This window comes from Pontibacter sp. GD13 (assembly GCF_058216355.1).
This window is the reverse complement of sequence record NZ_JBYZMQ010000008.1, coordinates 142,892-166,239: the sequence shown is the minus strand read 5'-3', so window position 1 is coordinate 166,239 and position 23,348 is coordinate 142,892. Positions and strand designations below refer to the sequence as shown.

At 45.6% G+C, this 23,348-nt stretch carries 15 protein-coding genes; 9 read left to right on the top strand and 6 right to left on the bottom strand.

The features are described 5' to 3' along the window. Nucleotides 1–3: 3 nt before the first annotated feature. Nucleotides 4–1,458 (bottom strand): PQQ-dependent sugar dehydrogenase, encoded by a 1,455-nt coding sequence (locus AC4BAN_RS12675; RefSeq protein WP_490564774.1) that lies wholly within the window; start codon nt 1,456–1,458, stop codon nt 4–6. Nucleotides 1,459–1,548: 90 nt separating this feature from the next. On the opposite strand from AC4BAN_RS12675, the gene AC4BAN_RS12670 reads away from it, so the two are divergent. Next, a complete protein-coding gene (locus tag AC4BAN_RS12670) occupies nt 1,549–1,872 on the top strand; it encodes a DUF2752 domain-containing protein (RefSeq protein ID WP_490564773.1) in 324 nt (107 codons plus the stop codon). Beyond that, complete coding sequence (locus tag AC4BAN_RS12665) at nt 1,865–2,212, top strand: TM2 domain-containing protein (protein WP_490564772.1); 348 nt, start codon at nt 1,865–1,867, stop codon at nt 2,210–2,212. The genes AC4BAN_RS12670 and AC4BAN_RS12665 overlap by 8 nt, the downstream gene beginning before the upstream one ends. A 28-nt stretch (nt 2,213–2,240) precedes the next feature. Here AC4BAN_RS12665 and AC4BAN_RS12660 read toward each other — a convergent pair whose 3' ends face one another. After that, a complete protein-coding gene (locus tag AC4BAN_RS12660) occupies nt 2,241–4,214 on the bottom strand; it encodes a M1 family metallopeptidase (RefSeq protein ID WP_490564771.1) in 1,974 nt (657 codons plus the stop codon). 810 nt (nt 4,215–5,024) lie between these two features. Here AC4BAN_RS12660 and AC4BAN_RS12655 point away from each other — a divergent pair. The 6 genes from AC4BAN_RS12655 to AC4BAN_RS12630 all read left to right on the top strand — a co-directional run bounded on the left by AC4BAN_RS12655 (nt 5,025) and on the right by AC4BAN_RS12630 (nt 19,026). Beyond that, nucleotides 5,025–8,075 (top strand): SusC/RagA family TonB-linked outer membrane protein, encoded by a 3,051-nt coding sequence (locus AC4BAN_RS12655; RefSeq protein WP_490564770.1) that lies wholly within the window; start codon nt 5,025–5,027, stop codon nt 8,073–8,075. A gap of 27 nt (nt 8,076–8,102) precedes the next feature. Next, a complete protein-coding gene (locus AC4BAN_RS12650; protein WP_490564769.1) occupies nt 8,103–9,542 on the top strand; it encodes a RagB/SusD family nutrient uptake outer membrane protein in 1,440 nt (479 codons plus the stop codon). 262 nt (nt 9,543–9,804) lie between these two features. Further along, nucleotides 9,805–11,478 (top strand): amidase, encoded by a 1,674-nt coding sequence (locus AC4BAN_RS12645; RefSeq protein ID WP_490564768.1) that lies wholly within the window; start codon nt 9,805–9,807, stop codon nt 11,476–11,478. A gap of 115 nt (nt 11,479–11,593) precedes the next feature. Continuing rightward, a complete protein-coding gene (locus AC4BAN_RS12640; RefSeq protein ID WP_490564767.1) occupies nt 11,594–13,999 on the top strand; it encodes a prolyl oligopeptidase family serine peptidase in 2,406 nt (801 codons plus the stop codon). A gap of 449 nt (nt 14,000–14,448) precedes the next feature. Beyond that, a complete protein-coding gene (locus tag AC4BAN_RS12635) occupies nt 14,449–17,652 on the top strand; it encodes a SusC/RagA family TonB-linked outer membrane protein (protein ID WP_490564766.1) in 3,204 nt (1,067 codons plus the stop codon). An 18-nt stretch (nt 17,653–17,670) separates the two neighbouring features. Next, nucleotides 17,671–19,026 (top strand): RagB/SusD family nutrient uptake outer membrane protein, encoded by a 1,356-nt coding sequence (locus tag AC4BAN_RS12630; RefSeq protein WP_490564765.1) that lies wholly within the window; start codon nt 17,671–17,673, stop codon nt 19,024–19,026. Nucleotides 19,027–19,347: 321 nt separating this feature from the next. On the opposite strand, the gene AC4BAN_RS12625 is transcribed toward AC4BAN_RS12630, so the two are convergent. Next, on the bottom strand, nt 19,348–20,151 hold the full coding sequence (locus tag AC4BAN_RS12625) for a phosphatase PAP2 family protein (protein WP_490564764.1): 804 nt from the start codon (nt 20,149–20,151) through the stop codon (nt 19,348–19,350). Between the two features lie 281 nt (nt 20,152–20,432). Between AC4BAN_RS12625 and metK the strand changes: the two genes are divergently transcribed. Continuing rightward, nucleotides 20,433–21,737, top strand: a complete 1,305-nt coding sequence (gene metK / locus AC4BAN_RS12620; RefSeq protein WP_490564763.1) for a methionine adenosyltransferase — start codon at nt 20,433–20,435, stop codon at nt 21,735–21,737. Nucleotides 21,738–21,844: 107 nt separating this feature from the next. Here the strand turns inward: metK and hpf are convergent, their stop codons facing one another. From hpf to rpsU, 3 genes are all read right to left on the bottom strand, one after another. After that, nucleotides 21,845–22,144 carry a ribosome hibernation-promoting factor, HPF/YfiA family gene (hpf, locus tag AC4BAN_RS12615; RefSeq protein ID WP_490564762.1) on the bottom strand — a complete coding sequence of 100 codons (300 nt, stop codon included), beginning with the start codon at nt 22,142–22,144 and terminating at the stop codon, nt 21,845–21,847. A gap of 24 nt (nt 22,145–22,168) precedes the next feature. Then, nucleotides 22,169–23,047, bottom strand: a complete 879-nt coding sequence (locus AC4BAN_RS12610; protein ID WP_490564761.1) for a tyrosine-type recombinase/integrase — start codon at nt 23,045–23,047, stop codon at nt 22,169–22,171. Between the two features lie 70 nt (nt 23,048–23,117). Beyond that, on the bottom strand, nt 23,118–23,312 hold the full coding sequence (gene rpsU, locus AC4BAN_RS12605) for a 30S ribosomal protein S21 (RefSeq protein WP_439881269.1): 195 nt from the start codon (nt 23,310–23,312) through the stop codon (nt 23,118–23,120). Nucleotides 23,313–23,348: the final 36 nt, after the last annotated feature.

Genomic DNA, 23,348 nt, shown 5'->3' with positions numbered 1-23,348 from the left:
CGCTCAGTTTGTTTTAGTGATTTTCCAGACAACACCCGTCCGCTGCTGCGGCTCAGGGCCCTGGTCCCCTGTTTTCATAATGCCAAAGTCCACAAGGTACAGGCTTTGACCATCTGGAGAGAACTTGACGCTGACCGGGCGTTCCAGTCCGCCTGTTTTAAGTTTAGAGGCCGGTGCCACTTGTTTCCCTTTGTTGGCTGCAAAGTCATGTATCTCTCCGTCGGCAACATTTACCCGCACTACTTTATACCCTACCGGCGCCAGCACCTTGCCCACCCCAGGGGCCATATCGCCGAATTGCGCGATAAAAGCCTCGCCCTTAAAGCCAAAACTACTGCTGCTTGAAAAGTCGAGGCCGTTAGAGGAGGAGTGTACACCCAGCGCGGCGGCTGGTTTCGGGGGTTTATTCGGGTGCCTGGCCAGCACCGGCACAGGGGCCTTCTCACCCGGAGGGGCAAACTTCTCGCCGTCGAAGGCGAGGCCACCGGCAAAGTCTGGCCAGCCATACCATTGGTCTTGCTTTACCTGCCACAGGTAGTCGCCGGTGCCCCAGACTGGGCGACTGCCGCGCACATCAAAGCCATTGTCGCTAACATATAACGCACCCTCGGGCGTAAAGCCCAGGCCAAAGGGGTTCCGAAAGCCCCAGGCAACCAGTTCTGCCTGTCCGCCATCAGGAGAGATGCGCATGACGGAACCGGAACACGGAATGCTGCCCTGAACAATTTGCCCTTTGGAGGTTGGCGTGCCATAAGCGGAGAAAGCGCCTGTCGTTTGCCGCTTGCTTTGTGGCCCGATCGGCACCTGGCTTACATAATTCTCTCCGGCAAGTATAATATCCTGACAGGGCACATCATGGAAATCGGGGTGTCGTTTAAGCCAGCCAAAATCATAGTTGTCGGGCCCCACGACGCCGGCGTTGGTTGCCGTTCCCAACCCAAAGTATAGGTAACCGTCCGGGCCAATTACGGGTCCGTTGGTATGGTGGTCGCCTTTGGTAGGCAGCTTGTCTATCAGGCTGCTGATGTTGCCCTCAGGCGAGATGCGGAGTATCTTCCCCCCTTCCATCTGCCCGCCCTCTGCTACGTAGAAGTTTTGATCGTGGTAGGTTACGCCCGTCCAGGGGCCGTTTTTCTGGCCGGTAGCAATCGTGGCCGTGCTGCCGTCAGGCTCTATCCGCAGCAGCTTTGGCTCCAGGAAAACCTCCCCATACGCATACCCGGCCTCTGTTACATACACCCTGCCGCGTTCATCAAAAGCAATGCCGGTCGGGAAGGTGAGGCCAGTGGCAACCACTTCTATTTTATAACCTGCGGGCAGGGCAATATCGGCGGGGTCTACTGGGCGGCTGCTGGTCCGTATGTCGCCTTGCCCACCGCCATCGGACGGCAGAATGCGGTAGCAGCCGGCCGAACTCAGGAGTAAAAGCAACAGGATGGGAGGTATACTTTTCCGCATACTTTCAAATGTTATATTTTTATTTTAAATTATACTTTTATTTAAGTACGGAAGGGGTTTTTCAATGTTAAATTTAATGCGCTACCGTGTATGCAACGGCTTTTAAAGCGGTATAAGTATGTGCCGGAGGCAATGTTGTGGGTATTGGGTTTAGCGGCGCTTGCGTTGATGAATCCGGAGGGGAGGCATTATTTCAGCTTTTGCCCTTTTAGCTGGCTTTGGCAAGACGGCTGTCCGGGCTGCGGCTTGGGCCATGGCATTGCCTATCTTGTCCGGGGCGAATGGCGCTTGTCGTGGCAGGCGCACCCGCTTGCGCTGCCTGCCGTGAGTATGTTGCTTTACAGAAGTATACAGTTATTCTATCTGCAGTATAAATACGCTAAACATTTTACCTTAAACCAATACCATGGCTAACATTTTACACCTGATGCCGGACCTGGAGCCGGATGAAATGAACTACGTGCAAACGCTGGTGCGCGACATGCCGGAGGAGCAGGCGCGGCAGTTCGCCAACATTTACAGGGCGCGTCGCCGCGAGCCCATGCTGATCCTGGCTACAACGATTGTCGGCTTCTTTGGTGTGGCGGGCATCCAGCGTTTTGTCGTCGGGCAGATTGGCCTGGGCCTGTTATACCTTTTTACCGGCGGCCTGTGTGTTATCGGCACCATCATCGACCTGATCAACTACCGCCGCCTGGCTTATGAGTACAATGTACGGGAGGCCCAGCAAGTGATCGCCATGATGCAATACTGAGCTGCCTGCATGGTGTGTTGTTCGGGGGCTACAGTTTTACAAACCGAATGCGGCGTGTTTGCGCCCCATCGTTAAGCAGCAGGAGGTAGATGCCGGCGGGCAGCAGGCCAACATTTATACTTGTCTCCGTGTTCGGGCTCAGGCTTTGCTGCCTTACTGCTCTGCCTGCCGTGTCAAATATAGTGGCCGAAGTAGGGGAGAAGTCGAGGCCGGTTGCCTGAATCGTGTTACCGGTAACAGGGTTCGGGTAGAGCATAGCCAAGCCGGATGCTGGAACTTGCAGGTCAGGGTTGCGGGCGTTGCCTGCCACCTGCTTCAACAGCCAGGCCTCCGGGTCAAGTACAATGCCGGTAACATTCCCTTTTACCTGCACCACAAAGCTTTGCCTTGGCTGCGTTTGCGTAAACCGGATGGTGGTATCGCCCGTTGCCGTGAGCACCTTATAGGCCAGGTCGGTTTTAAAGAAAGCGGTACTACCACTGCCTTGTTGCGTCGTTTCGATCAGTAAGCGGTTGTTTTCCTGGTTCCATTGCACCTCAAAAACAGGGAACCCCTCGCCCTCAAACCACTGCCTGAAAAAGTAATCAAGGTCTTTGGAGGTCGTTTGCTCCATAACCTGCTGCAGGTCGGCAGTACGGGCTGTGCTTCCTTTAAACTGCTGCTGGTAATTCTGGAGGCCTTTAAAGAACAGCGCATCGTCGTTTATCTCGTAGCGAAGCATGTGCACCACGCTTGCCCCCTTTTTGTAGGTTAAACGGTAATCGAATATGCGCCCTACGTTCAGGGTATCGAGCACCTTTACAGACCCCTGCGGACGCTGCAGCGCCAGGTCATGGGCATCCTGCATCCATTGTTCGGCGCCAGCCGCGTTAAACTGCTGCAGCGCCAGGTACTCTGCGTAAGATGCGAAACCCTCGTTCAGCCAGATGTCCTGCCAGCTGGCACAGGTCACGTTGTCGCCAAACCACTGGTGGGCCAGCTCATGCGCAGTGAGTGTAAAGGTGAAAGTGCTTTGGGTGGTCATGGTCTGGTGTTCCATGCCGCCCCCAATAGGCGCCATGCTGTGGCCGTACTTCTCTTTCCGGAAAGGGTAGAGCCCAAATAGTTGTGAAAAATGGCTTATAAAGCCAGGTGTCCGGTCCATCTCATTCTTCAGCGCGTTCAGGGCACCCCCGCGGTACACGTAGTTCACGATAGGCACATTGTCGCCAGAACCTGGTAAACTAACACTTTGTGTGTACTCCTCATAATTAGAGACTGCCACTGAAACCAAATAGTAATCGATCGGGTAGCGTGACTTCCATTCGTAGCGCTTTTTGTTGCCGGGCAGAGCTACGGTGCGGGAAAGCAGGCCATTGGATCCCACCTTGTTTTCAGCGCTTGTAGTAACAAAAACATATACCGAGTCGGCTTTATCGGTTAACACTTGTTTGGTGGGCCACCACTCGTAAGCGGCATAGGGCTCGCTCAGGCTCCAGGTTACCTGGTTGCCCCACGTGCGCTCCGTGGCCGTGCTAAAACCGTTGCCAATCGCGGCAGAATTGCTGCTCGGCGCTACGCCTTTATAATAAATAGTGGTGGTGATGTTATCGTTGGCAGCCAGGCCGGCGCTTAGCTGCACTGTAACATCGCTGCCCGTGCGGGTAATGCCCCTTTCCCGGCTGTTATTTACAAGTACAGAGTCAATTTCGAAATTGGGGTGTAGTTCAAAAGCAAACAGGTCAAATCCATTTGTTTTGATTTTAGCGGTTAAGCTTACGGCGCCCCTAATGTAGGTGCTGTTGCGCTCCAGTTGCAGGTCTAGCTTATAAAAGGTAATGTCATACAAATCCATCAGCCGCTTATGCGCTGGCGAGGTCGTGGCCTGGCGTTGTAGGGTGTTGATGCGGGTGCTGGCACAACTACTCAAATCCTGCGCGAAACCAGAGGCAGTCACGAGCAGGCAAAGCAGCAGGAGAAACACGTATGGAAGCAAGGCGGGCTTGTATACTAAAAAAGGCATAGGTGTTAGTGCGTTTCGGGTGCTCTTATTCATTCTTGCAAGATTTTGTAAGTAGGGCTGGCTAGTACTGCACATGAAAAGCTGATTTCCTGTACGATGCGAGATTATAAATATACGTTTTTTATGATTTAATATAAAATACATTGATTTAAAACTAATGAATTTTGATATAACATAAGCTGTGAGTCTATTAATGGTTATGGATGAAAAGGCAGGTAATACGAGTAGGACGAGCCAGCATGTTAGCATTACAAATTAAATACCTGATTCATTAAAGGTAAGTGCGGTAAAAATGGTGGAGCAGTGTATTTATAAATTTGGTTAAGAAGATGCTGTTACCTATCCGGTGTAAGGCTTTTGGATGAGCTTATAGACGCAAAAAATATTTTTACCACTTCCTTTGTTTATGTGATTATATGACTAGGCATATATTACATCAGTGTTATTTTAATAACACCTGATGTGTGCTTGTGGCCTTGTGAGGTGGTGTTCACTTGTAAAAATTATATTTTATTGCAGTTTGTGATTTGGGTTATTATTTTGAACTATTTTAATATACTATCATTTGAAATTGTTCCATTTTACTACTCCAGTAATTTTAAGATTTGAATTGGTGGTATTTATGAGGTTTTTATGGGCATGTAAAGCTTTTTGCGCCTGTGTTGCATCTAGGAATATTGTGTATTTACAAGTTAGATGGCAAAAAAATAAAGTCAATTTTTTTTATGGGGATTGGTTTCTGAAATAAATAGTTATATTTGGGTTATCATCTATTCACAAAAACTATTATCTAACCTAATTTACAGATTTATGAAGAAGAGTTTACTCTTTAGTCTCTTTCTTGTGTTTGCTGTTGCCATACAGGCATGGGCGCAACAAGGAAAGACAATTAACGGAAAAGTTATCGATCAGTCGACTGGACAAGGTTTGCCCGGAGTAACTGTGTTGGTAAAAGGAACACAGGTCGGTACTGCAACAAGCGCTAATGGTGAGTATAATATCAATGTGCCTGCAGGGAGTAACACGCTTATTTTTAGCTACATCGGCTACAAGAACATTGAGCGTGAGATTGGTAACTCAAATTCAGTTAATGCTAGTCTTGAGTTAAACCAACAGCAATTGAATGAAGTGGTTGTTACAGGCTATCAAACTAAAGCCAAAGAAGATATATCTTCTTCTGTGTCAGTAGTGACAGCATCAGAATTAGAGCAGAAGCCAAATCCATCTGTAGATCAGTTACTACAAGGAAAAGCTGCTGGTGTACAGGTTACTGCTGCAAATGGTAAGCCCGGTGCTAATGCTTATATTAGAATAAGGGGTACTGGTTCTATATCTGGTGGAAATTCTCCTTTGTTGGTAGTGAATGGTGTTCAGATTCCTGATAATATGGCTGACCAGTTCTATTCTAGCATCAATGCAAATGATATTGAGAACATATCTATACTTAAAGATGCTGCTGCTGCTTCTATCTACGGTGCTAGGGGTTCCAATGGAGTATTGGTTATTACAACTAAATCTGGTGCAACATCAAAAGGTAAAATAACTTACCGGTTCCAGTCTGGTATAAACGAGAAAATCCCGGATAATTTTGACCTGATGAATGCAGAAGAAAAACTGCGTTATGAGTATGAAATAGGTTACGAGAACCCTGACTTCACTCAATACCTGATGAAAAACGGATTTCCTAGTTCTGCAAACTTGTTCAATATCACTGATGCAGAGCGCCAGGCTGGTTATGATGCTTTGATTGCACAGAGTGTTGATTGGAGAGATGTATTGTTTAGAACAGCGAACATGACCTCTCATCAACTTTCATTTGGGGGAACTGCAGGTGGTAAAACAAACTATTATTTTTCATTACAGAAGTTTGGCCAAGAAGGTATTACAATCGGTTCTGATTTTGACAGATACACAGGCGCGTTGAATGTTAGTTCTGAAATAAAGCCTTGGTTAACAGTAAGTAATAATTTGAGCTTAGGGCGCACCAGAACAAATGAACTGAGAGACAGATATAATGCTCAGAACCCATTTTATGCTGCATATGCTTATAACCCTTACGAGCCTCCTTATTTAGAAGATGGAAGTATCAATTATACAAGTCAGGGCTTCCCAATATTAGATGCCATTGAGCACAACCCGGAAGAACGTTCATATTTAACTGGATTAAACTCTTTTGCTGTAACTCTGAAGCCAATAGAAGGCTTAAACATATCTTCTAAGTTAGGAATGACCTATAATGACTATAGCAGAGAGGCATTTACGGAGCCACTTTCAGTTCTTGACTTGTATGTTGGTGATAGAAATGCAAGAGGAAGCAAAACCGATAATGGTTCAGAAGAATTCGGTTATGACTGGATCAACCAGGCTAATTACACATTCAAAATAGGTGAGGATCATAATTTTAATATTTTAGCCTTCCAGGAATTCCAGAAGTCTTCTATCTTCGGTTATTCGTTATCCAAAAAAGGATTTGCAAGCCCGGACTTTCCTACCCAGGATAATGGCTCAGCTAACATCAACCAGAACTCAACATTTAGGTCTGCCTGGACGATATTTTCTCTAGCATCAGCTTTGGATTATAACTACCAAGGAAAGTACTTCTTAACAGGAAGTGTTCGACGTGATGCCTCATCAAGATTTGGTAGAGACAATCAATACGGAAATTTCTATTCAGGAAGTGCATCCTGGTTAGCTAGTTCTGAATCGTTTATGCAACAGTATGACTGGTTGTCTCTTTTAAAGATAAGAGCTTCTATTGGAACTGTGGGTAACTTTAACATTGGTAACTACGCTTCACTGGGACTATTTGGTTTCCGTAACTATGCGGGTTTAACTAGTACAATACCTACACAAATTGCAAATCCGCAGCTTACTTGGGAAAGCAAAATAAAGCGTGACTTAGGTTTAGACTTTGAAGTGTGGCAGTCTAGGGTGGCTTTAACGCTAGATGCTTTCTATGAAACAACTGACGACCTGTTATTAGCTTCACCTATTTCTTCTACAACTGGTGAAACTTCAATAACGAAAAATGTTGGTTCTATTGAAAACAAAGGTTTAGAGGCTGGTCTAAGGATAGATGTTATCCGAAATAGCGATCTGACTTTATCTTTTAACGGAAACATCACTTTCAATAAAAACGAAGTTAAAAGATTAAATGAAGGTCAGGAGTTCCTTAGTTTAAATGGTATATCTGTCTTCCAGCCAGGATACGCAGTAGGAACATACAAGTTAGTGCGTTGGGCTGGTGTAAACCCAGCCACTGGTGAGGCTCAATACCTGACTAAAGACGGAGAAATTACGACGACTTATTCTGCTGATGATGCAGTGGTATTAGACGGTAAAAGTCCAAACCCTAAATTCTATGGTGGTTTTGGAACAAACCTAGCCTATAAGGGGCTGGATTTCTCTACTAACTTCAACTTTGTTAGCGGGAATTATATTTACAATTACGTGTATAGAGACTTAGTGTCTCAGGGTGATAATTATTACCAAAACCAAAGTACACTTGCTTTCAACTACTGGAAAAATCCAGGAGATAATACACTTTTACCGGAAGCTAAGTATAATAACGTTACACGATCAACAGATCTGTACCTTCAGAAGGCCTCTTTCCTGCGTTTGAGAAATGTAACTTTAGGCTATACAATTCCTGCAACGCTCACAAACAAGGTGAAGATTCAAACACTCCGGGTATATATACAGGGTCAGAACCTGCTAACATATAACCCGAACGACTTCTTTGGAGATCCTGAAGTTGGAACAGGTAGTGCAGAATCAGGCTTAGTGTATAGCGGTCAGGCAGCTTTATATAGCTATCCACAGACGCGCCAGTTTACATTTGGTGTAGACGTAAGCTTTTAATTTAAAGGTGATTAACAAAAAATGAAGATGAGAAGATTAGGAATATATTTAATGGCATTCGGTGTAATGTCGTTAGCCAGTTGCGATAAAGAGTTAGATCAGGTTCCTTATAACGCTATTTCAGTAGAAAATGCATTTAATACGCCAGCAGATTTTACAAATGCTATTAGAGGTGCTTATTCAGGTCTGAAGCTAAGCAGATACTATGGTGGGCAAGATGGGGGGTCTATGATAACCACCCCGGATGTTTTAGCCGATAATTTGATTATTAACTCTCAGGGAAGACGGTCTCAGCAAGGGTTTTATTTATATAACTATACAGCTGACGGAACCTGGAACATGTGGTATGATGCATATACTACAATCCGGAGAACTAATTTTATATTAGAGAATATAGATAAATTAGAGGATGGTGACTTTAAGAACAACATCAAAGGGCAGGCATTAGCACTTAGAGCATTAGCACACTTTGATTTACTAAGGACATATGCTCCACGCTATCAAGGTGCAACTGCTGCTACTTTAGGAGTACCTTATGTAACATCTACTGCCTCTGATTTACTGCCAGCAAGAACACCACTGCCGGAGGCTTACAGTTTGGTAATCAAAGATTTTACAGATGCTGAATCTTTAATTGCTGCCAACAATGGTGTGGGGCTAATGGGAAAACCAGCAGTAGAAGCTCTTTTGGGAAGGGTTTATTTATATATGGGCGAATGGCAAAAGGCAGTTGATGCATCAACTGCTGCTATTAACAATGCGCCGGCAACCAGGCAATTGGCATCCATCGCTCAATTTCCGTTGATTTGGACGGATGGAACTGAGCAGGAAGTGCTTTTCAAAGTCAGAATCATAGATGAGGATAGAATTAACGTTGGGGTAGGATTTGGTCAGTCGTCAGGAACAAGTGTACGCCCAGAATATAGCCCTACATTTGACTTATTTAACCTGTATAGTGCGACTGATGTAAGAAAGCCTGTTTATTTTGGACAGACCGTTTTTAATGGTCAGCCTTTCAATTATGTCAAAAAGTACGTTGGAAGAGCAACAGGTTTAGCTAATGTAGTAGACGTAAAAGTTATCAGACTCTCTGAGGTTTATTTAAATAGAGCAGAAGCTTACTTCAATTTAAATATGCAAGTAGAAGCCCTGAGCGATTTGAATGCAATTAGAAGCCGACGATATTCAGACTTCAATGCAGCTACTGCAGTAGAGGTAGGTACTGGATTGTATGATGCCATTTTATTGCAAAGACGCTTAGAGCTAGCTGTTGAAGGCCATCGTTTCTATGATCTAAAGCGCTTAGGTTTACCAGTTGATCGTTCAGAGTTTGGAGATCGTTCAGATGGTACAGGCATAGAGCCCGGATCTGATGGCATCTCTGCAGGAAACTATTTATTCACTTTGCCTATTCCGCAATTTGAAATAAATACGAACCCTAACATTGTTCAAAACACTGGGTATTAATTATTTCAGAATACTTTAAACAAACAAAAAGAGGTTACTTAAAAGTAACCTCTTTTTGTTTGTTTAAATGAAAGCGTTTTAAGCAGTAGTCTGGATGAAAATTTATCAATAGAAGATGGAATCATGTCACGATGCTTTAAAGAGTTGGTTGCCCGTTGCATAAAATAAAAGCTTGGCCGAAAAAAGTGAAACTAATATGTGGAGACTAATAATCCAATACATAACATTTGCTATTTTAGCCAAATAATTAATGAATCTCATCATGAAAAAGATAACTTTAGCTATACTATGCGCCGTAAGTTTTGCCTCCGGCGCATTGATTAACAGGGTGGCAGAAAATAACCTGACTGTCCCGATTCTCCGCGATGCGCAAAAGCTGATCGGACTTCATTTCTCGGATGCGCACCTGGATTCTACTATCTCGGAGCTGGAAGACCTGAAAGAGAATTATGAGGAGATCAGGAAACAGCCTTTGCCAAACAGCGTGGCGCCAGCTCTGGTATTCAATCCGATCCCGGTGGGCTATACTTTCCCAACGCAGAAACAGGCTTTTGAGGTAGCCAGGCCAGAAAAGGTTAAGTTGCCAAAAGACAAAGAGCAACTAGCTTTTTATTCCATTCCCCAACTGGCCGAGCTGGTGCGTACCCAGCAGATAAGCTCAGAGGATCTTACAAAGTTTTACCTGGCCCGGCTTAAAAAGTATGGACCGGTGCTGGAGTGCGTCACAACGCTCACCGAGGAGCTGGCCTTGCAGCAAGCCCGCAAAGCAGACCAGGAAATAAAGGCAGGAAAGTACAAAGGGATGCTGCACGGAATTCCGTTCGGTGTAAAAGACCTGCTTTCTACCAAGAAGTATAAAACCACCTGGGGGGCAATGCCATATAAAGACCAGGTGATAGATGAGGATGCCACGGTGGTGCAGCGGCTGCAGGATGCCGGAGGCGTGCTGGTAGCCAAAATGACGCTGGGAGCCCTGGCCATGGGAGATGTGTGGTACGGAGGCAAAACACGAACGCCCTGGGATATAAACAAGGGTTCGAGCGGTTCCTCGGCAGGCTCGGCGGCAGCTGTGGCGGGCGGCTTGTTGCCCTACGCTATCGGTACCGAAACCCTGGGTTCTATTGTGTCGCCTTCCACGGCTTGCGGAACAACCGGTTTGCGCCCTACCTTTGGTCGGGTAAGCCGGCATGGGGCCATGGCGCTAAGCTGGTCCATGGATAAGATCGGGCCAATTGCACGCTCTGCTGAAGACTGCGCCCTTGTGTTCAACGCCATTTACGGACCCGATGGACTGGATCAGTCCGTGTATGATGCTCCTTTCAACTTTAACCAAAGTATAGATCCAAAAAAGCTACGTGTAGGCTACCTTAAAAAAGACTTTGAACGCAAGTATGGCTTTAAGGAAAACGATGCCGCCACCCTGGCCGTTTTACGCAATGCCGGCATAGAGCTGGTGCCCATTGAGCTCCCCGACCTGCCGGCCAGTGCGCTTACCTTCACCATCTCAGTAGAAGGCGCAGCCGCTTTCGACGAGTTAACCAGAAGTGGCCGCGATAGCCTGCTGGTAGCACAGCATAAGAACGCCTGGCCCAATGCCTTTCGGTCTGCCCGATTTATACCCGCCGTCGAATACCTGCAGGCCCAGCGTGTGCGTGCATTGCTGGTGCAGCAAATGCAGGAAAAGCTAAAGGATATCGATGTGTATCTCAGTCCTTCGTTTGCCAGCAACAACCTGGTGGTAACCAACCTGACAGGGCATCCTTGCGTGGTACTCCCCAACGGCTTCCAAAAGAATGGGATGCCGACGACCATTACTTTTATGGGAAAACTTTTCGGAGAGGCAGAAGTGCTGACGTTCGCCAGGTTCTACCAAAACCTGACAAGCCACGAAGAGCAGCACCCAAGTATGGACTTCGGTAAGAAAAAGAAATCCTAGAAATAGTTGGAACCGCCGCCTGCACATGAGCCCATGCAGGCGGCGGTTTTGCTTTAAAAACATAATTCTCTTAATTTGAGGGCTATAAATTCCATTTTTTATAATGAAACAACAGATGCTCTATAAACTTAAAGCCATTGCCCTGGTGGCCTGGCTCATGCTCTGCGGCAGTAGTGTGCAGGCACAGCATGAGAAGCTTACGCTCAGCGTTGAAAAGATCATGCGCGACCCCAAATGGATAGGCACCGCGCCCAGTAACGTGTTTTGGTCTGAGGACGGCAAAAAGGTCTATTTCTATTGGAACCCTGATGGGAATAAAAGCGACTCCCTATACAGTGCGACCCCGGACGGGAAAAATATCCGGAAAGTAAGCGCAAAAGAGCGGAAAAGCCTGCCAGCCCAAAACGGGGATTACAACCGTGCCCATACTCAGAAAGTGTATGAGAAGGACGGCGATATCTTCCTGTATAATATTAAGAAGAATAAGACGCAGCAAGTTACCAACACCGTGGAGCGCGAGAGTAACCCCGACTTCAGTTTTAACGAGCAGAAAGTAACTTACACCAAAGATGGTAACCTGTATGCATGGTCGCTCAGCAACGGACAAACCATGCAGCTCACCGATTTTAAAAAAGGGAAGAAGCAACCTGAGGATGGTAAAAATGCGCAGCGCGACTGGTTGAAAGAGCAACAGTTATCCCTGCTGCAGATTGTGCGTGAGCGTGAGGAGGAGAAAGCAGCACAGAAGAAGCAGCGGTTGGCCGATGCCCCCGCCAGGCCAAAGGAAATATACATTGAGGATAAATTTGTAAATAACCTGCAGCTTAGTCCGGATGAGCAGTACATTACCTATCAGCTTATAGCACGCCCCAAGAACTCTAAAGTAGCGGTTGTGCCCAATTATGTAACCGCTTCGGGTTATACCGAGGATATCAACACGCGCACAAAAGTAGGGGATGCGCAGAGCACGTCGGAATTCTTTGTGTATGACATCAAGCGCGATTCTGCCTATGCCGTGCAGATGAACGATGTAGCGGGAATTTATGACCAGCCAGCCTACCTGAATAATAAGGCTGCGGAAGCCAGTATAGCGAAAGGAGCATCAGAGGGGAAGACAAAGAAAGCAGACATACGGCCTACTACCCTTTATGGCCCTTATTGGTCAGAAAACGGGAAGCATGCCGTGGTGGTAGCCCGCTCAGAGGATAACAAAGACCGCTGGATCATGCGCCTGGAGCCTGGCACCGGAAAGCTAACGGTACTGGACAGGCAGCATGATGACGCCTGGGTGAATGGTCCTGGTATTGGGTACGGCCCTGGCGACCTGGGCTGGCTGGCGGACAATGCGCATATCTGGTTCGAGTCGGAAGAGAGCGGCTTTGCACACCTTTATACCCTGGATATGAACAGCGGTATGAAGAAAGCCCTCACCAAAGGGAAATTTGAGGTGTCGGACGTGCGGCTTTCGGATGATAAGAAGACTTTTTATTTTACAGCCAACAAAGCGCATCCGGGTGTGAAGAATTTCTATCGTATGCCCGCGCAAGGGGGTGAAATGGTGCAGCTTACCAACATGACGGGCGCCAGTGAAGTAGAGGTGTCGCCGGATGAGAAACACCTGGCCATACGCTATTCCTCCAGCAATAAGCCCTGGGAGCTCTTCGTGATGGACAACAAAAAGGGCGCACGACCAAAACAGGTTACCAACTCGCTGACCGATGAATTTAAGTCTTATGACTGGCGTGAGCCGGAGGTGATCACCTTTAAGGCAAAAGACGGGCAGGACGTGTACGCGCGGTTATACCAGCCTGAGAATCCGGAGAAGGGTGGTCCGGCTGTGGTCTTTGTACACGGGGCCGGCTATCTTCAGAATGCCCATAAGTGGTGGAGCAGTTATTTCAGAGAGTATATGTTTCATAACTTCCTGGCCGATCAGGGATACACTGTGCTGGATATTGATTACAGGGGCAGTGCCGGGTATGGCCGTGACGTACGCACCGGAATTTACCAGTTTATGGGCGGCAAAGACTTGAGCGACCATGTGGATGGGGCAAAGTTACTGGTGGATAAGTATAACGTTGATCCGAAGCGGATCGGGATCTATGGTGGTTCGTATGGCGGCTTTATCACCCTGATGGCCATGTTTACGGAGCCCGACGTGTTTGCAGCGGGTGCCGCATTGCGATCAGTTACCGATTGGGCACATTACAACCATGGCTATACTTCCAATATCCTGAACACGCCTTCTACAGATAGCCTGGCCTATGCCAAAAGCTCCCCCATATACTATGCTGATGGATTAAAGGGTGCCTTGCTGATTGCCCACGGAATGGTAGACACCAACGTGCATTTTCAGGATGTGGTGCGGCTAACACAGCGATTGATAGAATTAGGCAAAGATAACTGGGAACTGGCTGTTTACCCGGTTGAGGACCATGGGTTTGTAGAACCCAGCAGTTGGACGGATGAATATAAAAGAATCTATAAACTCTTTGAGGAGAACCTGAAGCAGCAGAAATAACAGGCTAAACTTAGTGTTATACTACAACGGTGCAGAAAAGTTGCTTCTGCACCGTTTTTTTTATTTTATACTTTTTATATAACACAGGGTGTGTAAAATGTAGGTTGAAGCACTTTATATTGGCCTAAGCTAGGCAAATTGTAATATCTGAAGTATATACCTAAAACTGTAGAAAATATAATAAAATTATTATGAGGTGTCAAATCTTCTAAAATTTCAATTATTCAATGTGTAAACATTAATTGTGGCGCGGTAGGAAACAATGTGTTGATAAAAGTAGTGGTAAACCTATATAGTAAAATGTGTTTCTTGTAAATTACCGTTATAGAGGTTTAAAGTAACATTTTTAGCGCATATTATTTTTGTGAAGATATTTTTGTATATCAAATTAAGAGATATATTTGGCAACTAATTTATTTCAAACTAACCAATTATTACATTTAATCTTTATGAGAAAAGTTCTATTGTTGAGCTTTGCTCTGTTATGGATGCTATCAAATGTGGCATTAGCACAGAGTCGATCCATCTCCGGTAAAGTAATTGCCGCAGAGAATGGTCAGCCCTTACCAGGGGTAAACGTTGTTGTAAAAGGAACGACGACTGGTACTTTTACTGCAGCGGATGGAAGTTACGTAGTTAACGTACCGTCAGAAAATGCAACGATACTTTACTCTTTTCTGGGCTATATGCCACAGGAAATAAGTACAGTAGGCAAAAGTGTGATAAATGTTTCCTTAAAAGAAGACACAAAAACACTTTCTGAAGTTGTGGTTGTTGGTTATGGTACACAGACACGCGAAGAGCTTACTGGGTCTATTACATCAGTAAGTGCAGAACAACTGAAGAACGTTCCAATTGTATCAGTAGATCAGGCACTACAAGGTCGTGCTGCTGGTGTGCAGGTAACACAAAACTCTGGTACTCCTGGTGCCGGTATTGCTGTACGTGTACGTGGTGCTGCTTCTATTGGTGCTAGCAACGAGCCATTGTATGTTGTTGATGGTGTTCCAATTAACACTGGTAGCTATACTAGTATTGGTACAGGTGGCCAGCAGACTAACGCTCTGGCTGACCTTAACCCGAATGATATCCAGTCAATGGAAATCCTGAAAGATGCTGCTTCTGCTGCAATCTATGGTTCAAGAGCTTCTAATGGTGTTGTGTTGATCACTACAAAGCGTGGATCATCAGGCAGGACAAAAGTTAACTTTGGTTACTACACCGGTACTCAAACCGCCTGGAATAAGCTGGAGCCCTTAACTGGACCTCAGCAAATTGAGCTTTATCTGGATCAGGTTAAGAACAGATACCCATTAAATGCATCAAACAATATAAGTGCTTTTGGTGTTAACTGGAATTCATATTCAGACCTTGCTGCTTATGTATTTGGTGGCGCTAAACTAGGGGTTGTAGGTGGTAAATATGTGGCTATAGATGATGCAGACGGAATTCGTGATGTCTCTACATTTAACGACCCGTCTACAGCAATTACTACAAACTGGATGGACGAAATTTTCAGGACTGCACCAATTTCTAATTATGACCTATCCCTTTCAGGTGGTAGTGATAAAACTAAATTTCACGTTTCAGGTACATATTTTGATCAGACAGGTATCGTGATCGGTTCAGGTTTCGAAAGGATGAACGGTAGGTTGAACCTGGATCATAGCCTGAGCAACAAATTCAGAATTGGAACAAGTGTAGGTTTAAGCCGTTCTGAAAGCAGCCGTATTCAGAACGACAACAACATTAATGGTGTAGTAAGTACTGCAGTATTGGTAGCTAGTGACATCCCTGTATACAGAGCGAATGGAACATATGCAAAAGATCCTGGTGCATCTACTGAAAACCCGGTAGCAGCGGCGCTTGAGCCCACCTTGTCTGCCATCAGCGCGCGTGTAATTGGTAATACATTCGCTGAGTATGACATTCTCCCTTCGTTAAAGTGGAAGTCTACTTTCGGTCTTGACTACCTTACTTTCCGCGACGAAGATTTCAGGCCGACTACTACTAACACAGGTGCAGGTACAAATGGTACTGGCCAGCAATCTTATGTGCAGGACGTAGCGTGGTTGACGGAGCATACATTAAATTTCAGAAAAACATTCTCGCAAATACATGATTTCTCTGCATTGTTAGGTATTGCTTATCAGCAGTCTACACAGAACTCTATTTTTGCAGGTGCTACAGGCTTCCCTGGAAATGATATCAAGCAACTTTCTGCTGGTTCAGTTAAGACTTCTGCGTCTTCTTCTCAAACAGGATGGGGACTTGCTTCATACTTCTCAAGATTCAATTACTCACTAAAGAACAAGTATTTGTTCTCAGCAAGTGTCAGAGCTGATGGTTCATCTCGATTTGGCGCAAACAACCGTTATGGTATATTTCCTGCTGGTTCAGTTGGATGGAGAATTTCAGAAGAGCCATTCATGAAGAGCTTAGAGTTTATCAGTGAATTGAAGCTTAGAGGTAGCTATGGTATAACTGGTAACTCGGAGATCTCAAACTTCGGTTCAAGAGCGCTAGTATCACCAGGTGCAAACTACATTCAGCGTGCTGGTTTAGCTCCTTCACAATTAGGTAACCCTGATCTTACTTGGGAAGAGACGACACAGTCAAACGTTGGTTTAGACCTGTCAGTACTTAACAACAGATTAGTGTTAAACGTAGATGCTTACCTGAAAGAAACAAATGACCTGTTATTAGGGCGTTCTTTAGTAGGTAGCTCAGGCTTTACAAGCATAACTGAAAACATTGGTTCTATAGAGAACAAAGGTCTTGAGTTCTCTTTAACATCTTACAATATAGATGCAAAGGCTGCGAATGGTTTCTCATGGAACACCAACTTCAATATTGCTTTCAATAGAAACAAAGTAACGAAACTGAACGACGGTACTCCATTTGCAACTGGTTTTGCGAACTGGGTAGAAGAAGGACAACCACTTGGTGCTTTCAGAGGATACAGAGTTGTTGGCATATTCCAGACACAGGCAGAGATCGATGCTTTAGATGCTGAAGCGAGAACTAAAACAGGTAATACCGGTGCTCGTTACCAGTCATCTAACACTCGTCCTGGTGACATTATGTTTAAAGACATCAACGGAGATGGTATAATCAACAGTGAAGACCAGGAGATTCTTGGTAGTGCTCAGCCTGATTTCACAGGTGGTATCACTAACAACTTGTCTTACAAAGGATTCGATCTTTCATTCTTCTTCCAGTTTGTTCAGGGCAACGAAGTATGGAACCACACCAGAGCATTCTCTGAAGGTATGAACGGTGTTTTTGGGCAGACCTCAGCAGTGTTGAACAGATGGACTCCTGAAAATCCGAATACTGATGTTCCTAGAGCTGTATATGGTGATCCTAATAACAACAGAAGAAATTCCGATAGATGGATTGAAGATGGTTCTTATATCAGATTGAAGAACATGCAACTGGGCTACAATCTGCCGCAAAGCTTAGTTGAGAAAGCTAATTTGAGAACAGTGCGTGTTTATGCTCAGGCCCAGAACTTGTTAACCTTCACAGACTATTCAGGTCTGGATCCAGAAGTTAACACTTTCAGCGGAAGCAATACCTCCCTTGGTACTGACTTTTTAGTATATCCACAAGCCAGAACAATCACCTTCGGTGTAAACATTGGTCTATAATTTTTTAATTCGATTAAAATGATAAATAAAAAATATTTTAAGGTTTTAGCTTTAGGTTTGCTAATCTCTACATCTGCTTGTGAAGTGTTAGATGTGGAGCCACAGGCTTCCTTACCAGCTGAATCTGCTTTTAGTTCTAGAATAGGAGTTGAAGCAGGGTTATTAGGAGCATATAGCTCTTTACAGAGCGGTAACTATCAGGGATTACGCTATTGGTTATTTGCTGATCTGGCAACCGCGAACGTATCACATACCGGTACATTCCCATCTTTTGCGCAGATCAAGCAGAATAGTATTCTGGCAGATAATACGGAATTGAATAACATGTGGAACACGATCTATAGTGGTATAAATAGAGTAAATACCCTTATCGTGGCAATTCCTAAGATTAGCGATCCTGCGTTTGACAATAACGCTGCATTAGCTGAAGCCAGTTTTTTGCGCGCTTATCATTACTTTAACCTGATTAACTACTTCGGTGGTTCACCAACCGGATATGGTAATAATGGTGTAGGAGTGCCTTTAAAGCTGACGCCAACCCTAGCTCCGGAGGATGCTGTTCCAGTTCCAAGATCATCTGAAGCTGAAGTAATCGCACAAGTAAATAAAGACCTGGAGTTTGCAATAGCCAACTTGCCGGCTTCTTTCCCTGGAATCGGAGGAAAAGGAAGAGCTACCAAAGCTGCGGCTTTAGCCCTTAAGTCACGGGTTGCTTTGTATCAGAAGAACTACGCGGTATCTGCAGATTTTGCAAAGCAGGTTATGGACTTGAACAAGTTTACGCTTGCACCAAATTATGCAGACATATACGCTTTGAAAAATACTTCTGAGGCAATTTGGGAGCTACAATTCGATGCTGTAAACTCTAACTCAATCGCTTTCTTCTGGTTCCCAACCTCCTTAGGAGGTAGAAATGAAGTGTCTCCAGCAGCAGGTCTGGCAGGTATTCATGAAACAGGAGACAAGCGTCTGCCGGTTAACGTGAATGGCAGCTACACACTTAAGTACACAAGAATATCAGGTGGCGATGATCATGTATTATTATTCAGATACGCGGAAGTGTTGTTGAATAGAGCAGAATCTCTTGCCAGATTAGGTGGAGTGCAGAACGAACTTGATGCCAAAACATTAGTTAATCAGGTTAGAAGCAGAGCAGGTTTGCCTGCGCTAAGTGTGACTTTATCTGGACAGGCACTTATCGATGCTATTTTAAAGGAAAGAAGGGTTGAACTTGTACATGAAGGACACTACTGGTTTGATCTTAGGAGAACTAATACTACTGGCTTAGCTGATGCCAACAAAAATTTGTGGCCAATTCCGCAGAGAGAAGTACTAACATCAAAAGATGTTGTCGTACAAAACGCGGGTTACTAATTTTGAAATTTATGTCTATTTAAATTGACATAGTTGATTTCACATAAAATACAAAAAGCCTCACATATGTGAGGCTTTTTGTATTTTATGTGAAGGATGATTTTTTCCAATGTAGCATATTCAAAAGTTATACTTAGAAGTAGACATTCATGCGTGTCAAACTTTTTCAATTACATGTATAAATGGATTAGGCTAGTAAATTTTTATCTTGAGCTAAATCAGATAAATGTTCTGGCGCCACGATGGGCAAGGTGAAGTAAAGTAGTAGTGTCTTGATGTGGCCATTTAATAGCCTAAATACCAAAAACAAATAGAATATATTTAAAAGTTATAAGTTAACAACGCCCCACTGTAATCCCGACCAGAAACCGGTACCAGGCTGATGTTGGTTTTGTTTGTCTTTTTATGCAGCTGTGGCACCAGAATGCCGGCTGCCGCGCCCAAAGTATAACCCAATAGGTTGTCGCTCAAGAAATGTTTGCCTGCCCTGAGGCGCAGATAAGCTACCGTAGCGGGTACAGCGGCGGCGGCGGCCCAAACATAAGGCCTGGCGTTTGAGTCCGGGTTGAAATCGTGGAATATTTTGGCGGCGAAAAAGGTGGCACTGGCGGCTGCGGCGGGATGCCCGGCATAGAAGGCATTTCGTGCGTTGGAGTTCGTTTTATCGGATAGCTCCACATCGTCGCTGTAAACCAGGGGGCGGGTTCTGGGAACATTGCCGTTCGTCATGGTGAAAAGGGCACCTGTTACAGCCATTGTTTCGACGTACAGCACGAATACCTGCCCCGCCTTGCCGCGCACATTATCATTTAAAAGCAGGGCGACAGGTGCTACAAATGAGCCATAAAAAGGGATGTCACTTGTCTTTTTTGCAGATTTCGAGTCCCAGCCTGCCGAAAATCTATCAAAACCGTTCACATCGTTTTTGCTGAGTCTGGAGACCTGCTCTTCTGTTAGGCCTTCTTTGTCCATCATGAGCGTTAATCCATAATAACTGAGGCCCATACCGGCAACTATAATAGGGCCATCAACTTTTATATCAGTTTTGTAAGGAGAATCTGACTGGCTGAGTGCCTGCCCCGAGCAGAAAGTGATCAGAAATATAAGGGTTATGAGTTGTTTCATCTTTGTTTTTCCAAATGGTATAATTTACTGTACGTGAAACGAGGGCAGTTATGGAATGGTTTTGTAATCCAAATAAGGGTATCTGCTTTTTTAGGCAACCCGGGCCTTTTTTTTAGTATTTGATTGCATTTATTACTTCACAGGGAAAATCTCCTACAGGCCGATGCACAGCTTGGTCTCCTGATCGAACGTGTTTTAACTATGACATAATTGTTTTAGCTTTGTAGCCGCTGCTAAGTGTGGCAGCAGGTTTATACTTTGTACCTAAACCCATAGAAGAAATGGCTTACTTATTTACTTCTGAGTCTGTATCAGAAGGACACCCGGATAAAGTGGCGGACCAGATTTCGGATGCGCTGCTAGATGAGTTTCTAAAGCAGGATCCTCAATCTAAAGTAGCCTGCGAAACCCTGGTGACCACCGGATTGGTGGTGTTGAGTGGAGAGGTGAAATCGGAAGCTTATGTTGACGTGCAGAAGGTGGCCCGCGATGTGATCAAGCGCATTGGCTATACCAAATCAGAATACATGTTCGATGCCGACGCATGCGGGGTGATCTCGGCCATTCACGAGCAGTCTGCTGATATCAACCAGGGTGTGGAGAGGGCAAACCCGGAAGACCAGGGAGCAGGAGACCAGGGTATGATGTTCGGTTACGCCACCAACGAAACGGATAACTACATGCCCCTGGCGCTTAGCATATCGCACCTGTTACTGCAGGAGCTTTCCGCTATTCGCAAGGAAGGTAAAGAGATGACCTATCTGCGCCCCGATGCTAAGTCTCAGGTAACCATCCGGTACAACGATAACCACGTGCCTGAGAAAATCGACACCATTGTGATCTCAACGCAGCACGACGAGTTTGAGAAGTCGGCGGACGAGAGCGCAGAGGCAAAAAATGCAGCTGAGCAGAGGATGGTAGCCAAGATCAGGGAGGATGTTGACAACATACTAATCCCGCGCGTATTGAACCTGCTGCCGGAGCGCACTCAGAAGCTGTTTAACGACGATATTATTTACCATATTAACCCCACAGGCAAGTTTGTGATAGGCGGCCCGCACGGAGATACCGGTTTAACAGGCCGTAAGATCATTGTGGACACCTACGGCGGAAAAGGCGCGCACGGAGGAGGCGCATTCTCAGGCAAGGACTCCTCGAAAGTGGACCGTTCGGCTGCCTATGCTGCACGGCACATTGCCAAGAACCTGGTAGCGGCCGGTGTGGCAGACCAGGTGCTAGTGCAGGTTGCCTATGCCATTGGCGTTGCAAAACCGGTTGGCCTGTATGTTACCACATACGGTTCTACCAAAGTGAATGACGCCAACGGGGATGTGATGAGTGATGGTGAGATTGCCGAAAAGGTAGCCAAGCTTTTTGATATGCGCCCCTATGCCATCATTCAGCGCTTCGGGCTTCAGAACCCTATTTTTGCTGAAACAGCCGCTTACGGCCACATGGGTAGAACACCCGGCACAAAAGAGGTGGAGGTATCTGTAAACGGACATAAAGAGAAAAAATCGTTCGAAACCTTTACCTGGGAGAAACTCGATTATGTTGACAAGATAAAAGCGGAGTTTGGCCTGTAGGCACTGCCGCAAAACATTGGCTTGAGCCAAAGCCCCAAAAAGAAAGGCCTGCTTCCAGAAGCAGGCCTTTCTTTTTGGGGCTTTAACTTAAATGAGCCGGCTTGTAATTAGTGGGTCAGCTGTTTTTCCTTATACTTTTTAAGCTGGCGACGCATGGCCTCTACGGCAGCATCAGCGGCGGCTTCGAACGAGGGGGCCTCTTCTTTGGAGAAAAGCGTGGAACCGGGTACGAATATCTTCATCTCCACGGTTTTGGTGTCAATGCCGTCGCTGTTGTTATGTTTCAGAAATACTTCGCCTTCTACTATTCGGTCGAAGAACGTTTCTAACTTGTCTACTTTCTGCTGGATGAAATCGGTAAGCTGCTTATCAGCCTCGAAGTGGATAGAATGCATCTGTAGCTTCATAGTTGTAAAATTTAATGGTTAAAATTATGCTTTGGGATGTGCTTTCTCGAATATCGATTTAAGCTTCTCAATGGAGTTGTGCGTGTAAACCTGCGTGGCTGCAAGGCTGGAATGGCCCAGTAAATCCTTAATGGCGTTCAGGTCTGCCCCCTTGTTAAGCAGGTGTGTCGCAAAGGAATGGCGCAACACGTGCGGACTGTTACTCTCGGAGGTTGTGATCAAGCTAATATACTTTTTTACGACACGATAAACAAACTTTGGGTAAAGGGGACGGGCTTTAATAGTAACGAGCAGCTTTTCGGAATTGTTATCGCCAAATTCGCTTTTCTTATACTTTTGGTAGGCCTCCAGGCTATCGAGCAACGAGTCGTTGAGGGGAACAATACGTTCTTTATTGCCTTTGCCCAGCACGCGCACGGTCTTGGCGTGCATGTTGATGTCAGCGTCATCCACGCCAATCAGCTCTGACAGACGAATGCCGGTGCCGTACAGAAACTCCAGGATAAGCCTGTCGCGCTGGCCTTCGAAGCTCTCCTCAAACGTAAAGGTATCCAGTAGTGCATTAAAAGGCGCTTCTGGCACGAAGGCCGGAAGTTTTTTAGAAACCTTAGGGGCCTTGATGCGCAGCATGGGGTTTGAGGTGATGCGTTCCTGGGCCAGTAAGAACCTGTAAAAGGAACGCAGGCAGGCAATTTTCCGGTTGATGGACCTAGGCTTGATGTGGTTCTGAACCAGGGTCAGAATCCAGGAGCGGATGATGGTGTGGCCAGCCTCGGCAGGGTCGGAGAGTTGGTATACCTCGTGCAGGTACTGGGAGAATTGCCCCAGGTCGGTATGATAGGAGGTAAGGGTGTGCGGACTGTAACGCTTTTCGTACTGAAGGTACTTAAAAAATAATTCCATAAACCAGTTTACCCGGCGTGTGCGCCAGATACCCTAATTTATGGAATTATTAAATATGTTGTTAGAAAGACTAGTAGTTTTGATCCGCAAAAAGCTGCTGCTTATAAGCGGCTCTTTCCTTCTGCTTTCTCTTTGATACAGATGGCTTCTCGAAATAAGATCTTGAACGCAGCTCTTTCAGCACACCAGTTCTTTCAAATTTCTTCTTAAATCTTTTTAATGCACGGTCTACAGACTCGTTATCTTTTACGTTTACAATAATCATGTTCTCTCTCTTCTCTTAGAATTAGGGATGCAAATT

What these genes read in the sequence shown, in the direction of transcription:
- AC4BAN_RS12625 (WP_490564764.1), bottom strand. Translation starts at nt 20,151, where the DNA reads ATGAAACAACTCATAACCCTTATATTTCTGATCACTTTCTGCTCGGGG.
- metK (WP_490564763.1), top strand. Translation starts at nt 20,433, where the DNA reads ATGGCTTACTTATTTACTTCTGAGTCTGTATCAGAAGGACACCCGGAT.
- AC4BAN_RS12635 (WP_490564766.1), top strand. Translation starts at nt 14,449, where the DNA reads ATGAGAAAAGTTCTATTGTTGAGCTTTGCTCTGTTATGGATGCTATCA.
- hpf (WP_490564762.1), bottom strand. Translation starts at nt 22,144, where the DNA reads ATGAAGCTACAGATGCATTCTATCCACTTCGAGGCTGATAAGCAGCTT.
- AC4BAN_RS12660 (WP_490564771.1), bottom strand. Translation starts at nt 4,214, where the DNA reads ATGCCTTTTTTAGTATACAAGCCCGCCTTGCTTCCATACGTGTTTCTC.
- AC4BAN_RS12630 (WP_490564765.1), top strand. Translation starts at nt 17,671, where the DNA reads ATGATAAATAAAAAATATTTTAAGGTTTTAGCTTTAGGTTTGCTAATC.
- AC4BAN_RS12640 (WP_490564767.1), top strand. Translation starts at nt 11,594, where the DNA reads ATGCTCTATAAACTTAAAGCCATTGCCCTGGTGGCCTGGCTCATGCTC.
- AC4BAN_RS12670 (WP_490564773.1), top strand. Translation starts at nt 1,549, where the DNA reads ATGCAACGGCTTTTAAAGCGGTATAAGTATGTGCCGGAGGCAATGTTG.
- AC4BAN_RS12665 (WP_490564772.1), top strand. Translation starts at nt 1,865, where the DNA reads ATGGCTAACATTTTACACCTGATGCCGGACCTGGAGCCGGATGAAATG.
- AC4BAN_RS12655 (WP_490564770.1), top strand. Translation starts at nt 5,025, where the DNA reads ATGAAGAAGAGTTTACTCTTTAGTCTCTTTCTTGTGTTTGCTGTTGCC.
- AC4BAN_RS12610 (WP_490564761.1), bottom strand. Translation starts at nt 23,047, where the DNA reads ATGGAATTATTTTTTAAGTACCTTCAGTACGAAAAGCGTTACAGTCCG.
- AC4BAN_RS12645 (WP_490564768.1), top strand. Translation starts at nt 9,805, where the DNA reads ATGAAAAAGATAACTTTAGCTATACTATGCGCCGTAAGTTTTGCCTCC.
- AC4BAN_RS12650 (WP_490564769.1), top strand. Translation starts at nt 8,103, where the DNA reads ATGAGAAGATTAGGAATATATTTAATGGCATTCGGTGTAATGTCGTTA.
- rpsU (WP_439881269.1), bottom strand. Translation starts at nt 23,312, where the DNA reads ATGATTATTGTAAACGTAAAAGATAACGAGTCTGTAGACCGTGCATTA.
- AC4BAN_RS12675 (WP_490564774.1), bottom strand. Translation starts at nt 1,458, where the DNA reads ATGCGGAAAAGTATACCTCCCATCCTGTTGCTTTTACTCCTGAGTTCG.